Genomic DNA, 6,433 nt, shown 5'->3' with positions numbered 1-6,433 from the left:
CCATAGAGGCTCATTCAATGCTCCAAATCCATAGGGCGCAACCAAAAGCCAGTCAAACGCGCCACAACATCAAAATCCCATGGACAAACAATCCACTCAAAAACAGCTACAACAACTACCCGCCCCAACCTTGCCTCAAACTGGGGTTTCCAAAACAAAAACAACCAAAACTAAAATAACAATCAGGAAGGATGGGACTTACCAATGAAGCCGGGAATAACGGTCCCTCACTACCAACACAATCTAACGGGAGCCTCATCCCCCGCACGCTACACAGAGCCCGATGCTATGTCTCACTTGACACCGACAGACTCCAATAGCAGGCATTAGATTAAAGGCATAACCTCCGCGACACACCCAGTCGCAAGGCAGATTCTATGAAACTTAATACCGACGATAATGGCCGCTCTGGCCGCATGCATGCGGCCAGAGCTGACCTGGCTTCTCTTAAACACAGATAGTGTAGCCAAGAAAACGTTTTGAATCGATGGGATCGAAATCGAGCTCCTGACGGAGTTTTTTCCGCAGTTTGGATATGTGGCTTTCGATAGTGTTTTCCTCGACATCGCAGTCAAAAAAGCCATATATAGCATTAAAAATCTGGGACTTGTTTACCCGGCGTCCGCGATTTGAAACCAGATATTCCAGTATACGACGCTCTCGGCGAGGCAGCGGAAAATCATGGCCATTGAGCTGAGGATCCCTTCCATCCGAGAATACCCGGATCGGCCCGACCACTCCCTCGTTTTTATCATTGGCTGCCTGCGTGCGGCGATGCACAGCTCCAATCCGGGCAAGTATTTCGCGCGCATGAACGGGTTTTCGGACGACATCGTCAAACCCCATCTGAAACAATTCGAGAGTATTGTCTAATGAGCTATATTCCACCAAAGCGATCACAGCAGCGTCACAGACCTTGCGAATGCGAACCGGAAGTTTTTGAACGTCGTCTCCCTGACCAATCAGGATTCCTTCAACAGCCCGGACGTCTTGCGGCGAAACGTTCGCGAACCATTCAAAAAAGCTGTCTACCGAAAAACCTGAAACATATACGCCTTCACGTTTGAACCAATTCGTATAGGCCTCAATTACCATTTCCCGATCGTCTACTACTATCAACACGTTACCGACCCTACAATCATTCCAAATTCCGCCTGCATCCAGGCCTTGCTTGCTGCCTGATGCAGGAACTGCAACTTGCTGCTTCAGCAGCAAATTGATCACACCGTTATTCTTCAGCCTGAACGTTAGATTTTTCCGCTCGGGCTGCTGCACGTGAAGTTTCCACAGTGCAAGCCACTACTGCAGAATGCCGCTCTAGTCAGAGCGCCCCCGGACCGCTTTTTGATCATGGTTTTAGAGAATATTAACTTCATAGTTCTACATGGAGTTTGATAGACACCAAAAGCCAACGCTGTCGAATGGCGATCAGCGTGCTCACCGATCTGCTGCATGCGATATGGGGCACTTCTCAGAAATCGATGGCGCCTTGGCACCCATACAGCCGGTTCGAGCATCGCGTTGATTGCACAGCCGATCGATTGACTTTCAGGATGGTATAGTTTGCCTTTGGGCAACCATACCTCGAACAACTATCCTGATTGGCGCCGCCCAGCCTCTATGCTTATCAAGCGATCAGACCGCGTTAACGACCACGATACTCTCGTTACCAGTTCACCACTTCAGTCTCATTACCCTCAATTCTTGTTTTCGCAATCATTCCGATGCCCGTAGCATCGGGCCTATAAACAGTTGGAACAGACCAAGAGTCACTCGCTTTTATTATCATTTTGAACAGGATGCGTTTGACCGGAGGTTTGCTTGCCTACATTTTCCTGTTTTTGTTAAACAAATTTTGAAAACAATTTTTTAGGATAATATCCACTCTTAGGACAAACCAAGAGCACCGCTTGATCAGAACGATATGCCAACCAAAAAGAAAATCAGTAGCCGACGGTAGGTTGAGGAGTTGAATCCACGCCCCAATGCCTTTTCTGGACAAAATTTGGTGTTGAACATCAGGCTCAGTATCCAATTTTCGGTGCATGAACTGACGACATTTTTTCAATCGGATCGGCGACACACTTGTCGTCGCTGCAGTGCGTAAAAGCGGTCCCGCTCTGCCAAACACTTCCCCGCATCACCGCCTCTGATTGATACCGGGAAGCACCGTACTATCTGCATCAAAGTTGCTATATCCAGAGCAGACGACTGCTCGAAGTGCTTGAAACCAACTAGGTGGGCATTGGGTAGGTGTTCTGATGAGTGCTCCGTCACCCTGTGGCAAACCTTAACGCAGTCCAATGCATAACCGGAGAATTTCCAACGGCTGAGTTCGTTGTCATTCGTCCCTGTACATGAGGAGAAGCGAGCGAGACTCTCTCCCGGATGCTACGCGGCATCTTCTCCAATTGCCCCTATTCAAGGCAATATTAAAACCCCAATAGTAAGTCCGCAGCCACAGGCCGCTCGACAGCATCGAACGGACAAATAACCTGTTGCGGCTTTCCATGGTCAGTACGGCCCGTGGCAATTCGCTTGTGCCATCAGCCTTTTTGGCTTCTATGAAAATGAAGGGAGCATCCCATCACGGCCAACTATGGCCAGTTAGACTTCGGGAACCGCCAGAGATAGCGCTTCTGTTGCCGCCTGATCCGGTCGACATTCCATCTGCAAAGGAGACCGCGGCTTCGCTCTCAGCCTGGATCATGCAACAGACCCCACCATCAGTAGATAGCGGGGCCCGTGTCGAACGTGATATGCGTCAGAGGTACGCTGTTCGAAGTTTATCGATTGCTGGTATTAGCGGAACAGCTTGAGAATTTCGTTCGTGCTGGAGTTTGCGATCGAAAGCGCCTGGGTACCGAGCTGCTGCTGCACCTGAAGCGCCGAAAGACGAGCCGATTCCTTGGTCATGTCTGCGTCAACAATGGCACCAATGCCACGGTCAACAGCGTTCTGCATGACTCCGATAAATGACGTCTGGGTTTCAATACGGGTCTTCGCAGCTCCGAGTGCAGTGGCTGCAGTCTGCAGCTTGTCTGCAACACCTTCGACACCCTTCAGCATGGCATCAATCATATCGCCATCGATATCATCGGCAGCGACATCCAGATCAAGAATGGAGGCCTTCTTCTCCGTGCCATCGGTACCCGCCTTCTTGATCACAAACTCGGAGTCAAAAACGCCGGTCTTTGCACCACTGGCACTGGTGTCAACAAGACGCACAGCGTCCAAATCGATATCGATAGTGTCGATAGAAACCGAACCGTCATCACCGCGGTTGTACCCCGAAGTGATTTTGAAGGCTTTTTGCTCATTGGAAGAATCGGTGCTCAAGAGTGCAGTACCCCCCAACACTGCCTTTGCACTTGATCTCAGCTGGCCCTGCGCCTTGCTGATCTCTTCCTGCAGTTTCGCGCGATCAGCAGCGCTACCGTTCTTTGCCGCCACGATCTTGTTACGGATAGCCTCAACCTTTTTGACAGTATCGTTTACAGCAGTGTATGCTACGTCGACTTTTGCCATACCGAGACCAAGCGAGGTCTTGACGGTCTCATTGGCCGAATTATCGGAACGCATGGTAGTAGCGATGGACCAGTAAGCAGCATTGTCCGACGCCTCAGCAATCTTCATACCGGTTGAAATACGATTCTGCGCTGCCGCGAGATTCTTGTTGGTATTGGCAAGTGTCTGCAGAGCAGTCATAGCAGAGGTATTCGTAAGAAGACTAGACATTGTATGTCACCATAGAAATATAATAAATTCTACATGTTGAAGTATTTCCAACCCGATTGAGACGACTTCATGTCTATGTAAACACTATGGTATTACACCTCAACTTGAGCCACCTCATAACCTATGCCCACCGAAAATATCCATCTTAGAAGTAACCATGTTGAAAGTGTTGAACATCGATATTTTGATGAAATGCGGTAAGTCTGGATGAATTACTTTCATTCTGCGCACGATAGGTATTCGATGCACAGCCGACTGCGCTGGCGACCATTTGATCAATGTGCCTGAAACATGTTCTGATCGCCGATTGGAGTGATCAGCGATGTCATCAACTAGAGCGTATCGCGCGATATGGCCGATCCACTAAAGGACCATCACGAGAGCACGCTATCGCATCATCCCGAGTCAGGCACCCGAATCGAGCTTTGTCACGTCTGCCAGTTGGATGAATAAAGAAAGGCAGCAGATCCGGCCCCATCGACCAGTTAGCTGCGGATCATAGAACAGCTGTCGCTCATTGCTTCTTAGGCATTTTGAAGGGTTAATATTTTGGAAGAATGGTTGCGACCGCTCTACCACTTTGTCTTTGCGGGTCTTCCGAACACGCACCCATTCACTTTTTTGCTGGAAATGCTCTAATTTGCACTGCGCAATCCCGCTGACCGTCTCAAGTTCCGGAAGCGAACGGCACCCAAGCGCTCTGTCCAATCTCGACGAACTACAATATCGGACAGCCTGATAGAAATGACGTTTGGCGCGGCCGGAGTTGCCTCTGTTGATGAAGGCTTCGACGCTGTGGCTGCCGATGGAATCCAGCCCGTGAACGATGATGCTGCCGCCTACCCAGAGCATGGCGACGGTGCCAACGGTGGCTCAGGACCTTGAGGATGATGGGCATGCCCGCGACCAGTCCCCTGCCAAGTTTTTGGAGCTGGATCCTGATCGCTCAGCAACAGTCAGAATAATCAAAAGAGATTTTGAGTCATGATAGCGGTCCGCATTGGGATCAGCCGCGGCTGAAGAGGTCGCTCCACACTTGATATAAACCAGGCGTCTCTCATGGAAAACTACCATTGTGACCCCCTCCCCGGTATGAAGAAAACGGCGTCATAAAACAGCTTTGGCGCCGAACTTGCAGAGCCCCGACCTGTCAATCAGATCGGAGCTCAAAGACAATTGCAGGCGCCCAGCGTGGTAGACGTGAATGCTGCAACGCCGGAACCCGCTGCTTCCCAACGGGCCGGACTTGACTATTTCTCGGTCACGTCGACGTCGACCGACTGGATCGGCATGAGCGAGCTGTCTGCGAAGGCATGAAATGTGTATGGGCCCGGATCAAGCTTGGCTTCGAAGGAAGTATAGGCTGTCGTCACGTCAAGACGCCACACAGGCTTTGCAGTGGCTGGATCCGCGCCTCTTGCAAAGGCGCCGACCCAGTTGCGGGGATCGGTCCTGGAAAAATCGACCGTACCGACGGCACCCCGTTCAGGATTGGGATCGACAGACAGCATGGCGCCTGTCCCGATAGGAGCCTTAGCCGTTTCCGCCGAGAATTCCCCATTGAAAGTTTGTCGTACGACGATGCCATCGTCGGGATAATCATCGGTGGTGAAGGAGAATTTCCTGTCAGGTCCCACCGTGTCGGCATCCACCCAGGCTCCACTTTTGTTTCGAAACTGGATCCCCGCTCCAGGTTGGCCTTCGCCCTCCGCGGTTACGCTCCAACGCCCCTCCACATCCCTGAAGGTAAACCAGGCACGCGAAACCGATGGTGCTGCCAGACCGACGACTTTCGCTGTCAGGTCGCCGTTCAGACGTTTCAGGCCGCCGCCCGTGGTGAATGACAGGCCATCCGCAGCGGTAAATGTACCTGTCGCCGCCTCTGAATCTGCCGTCAGAGACGCCTCAACCCTCCAGATACCTTCGACCCCCCACATAGCACCAAAAAGATTGAGCAGGCGCTTTTTATCGCGTGTCATATTCCACGATTTGTTGGCGGTGGCACCGTTTGGCCCCTTTACAACAACTTCTTCGTCGGTGAACGTAAAGCCCTCAGGCGCGAGCAACCTGTTCAAGGCGCGGCTGATCCCTTTCTGTCCAGCGTCCGTGGAATTGAGCTCTATCATCAACTTGCCGCTTGCGCCGCGTCTGAGTTCGGGAACCACGGTCTGTTTGACCGAAAGCACACCACGCACGCCTGCCGTCAGATCGCCGGTTGCAGCCGGCTGGCCGTTGACTGCAAAAGACAGGCCGTTTTCTGCGGTAACGGGTCCCGCCCAGGCCAGATCCTCGCTGGCTGTCAGGCCCACGGAGATTGTCCATGTTCCCTTGGCATCCCACCACGCACCCCTATTGGTAAGAGTGCGCTTGTCTGGTGACAGTGTCCAGCCATGACCCGCATCAGTGCCATCCGGACGCGTCGTGATGACATTGTTATCGGTAAAGGTGAAGCCCTTCGGTGCACTCATCACATATTTACCGCCATCCCGGCCGGTACCGGTCGATACAAGCTCGATCCTCGCTGTCCCTGTGCCGCCGGGAGCAACTTCAGGGATTTCGATCTGCCGCACCGATCGCAGCACCGACGACCCGACCATGATATCCACGGATTTCAGCGGAGCGTAGGAAACCTTGTCGGGATAGACGTGAACCGTGTACTCGCCAGCAGGAAGACCGGTGAATTCGAAATCGCCTT

The 6,433-nt window shown here is 52.0% G+C and carries 4 protein-coding genes; all 4 read right to left on the bottom strand.

Going from position 1 to position 6,433, the window contains the following annotated elements:
* Positions 1–447 precede the first annotated feature (447 nt).
* Positions 448–1,122: a response regulator transcription factor gene (locus ACOWVS_RS23240; protein WP_075042538.1), complete on the bottom strand. Its 675-nt coding sequence runs from the start codon at positions 1,120–1,122 to the stop codon at positions 448–450.
* Between the two features lie 1,680 nt (positions 1,123–2,802).
* The gene (locus ACOWVS_RS23235; protein ID WP_075042536.1) at positions 2,803–3,738 is read right to left on the bottom strand and encodes a flagellin; all 936 of its coding nucleotides are present in this window, start codon (positions 3,736–3,738) and stop codon (positions 2,803–2,805) included.
* A 405-nt stretch (positions 3,739–4,143) separates the two neighbouring features.
* A complete protein-coding gene (locus tag ACOWVS_RS23230) occupies positions 4,144–4,590 on the bottom strand; it encodes a hypothetical protein (protein WP_247644482.1) in 447 nt (148 codons plus the stop codon).
* A gap of 398 nt (positions 4,591–4,988) precedes the next feature.
* The coding region (locus ACOWVS_RS23225; RefSeq protein ID WP_420973169.1) for a hypothetical protein at positions 4,989–6,433 on the bottom strand (1,445 nt) is incomplete at its 5' end.

Source organism: Brucella sp. IR068, from assembly GCF_049065885.1.
GTDB lineage: Bacteria > Pseudomonadota > Alphaproteobacteria > Rhizobiales > Rhizobiaceae > Brucella > Brucella intermedia.
Note: the sequence above shows the minus strand (reverse complement) of the source record. Positions and strands in the feature narration are given on the sequence as shown.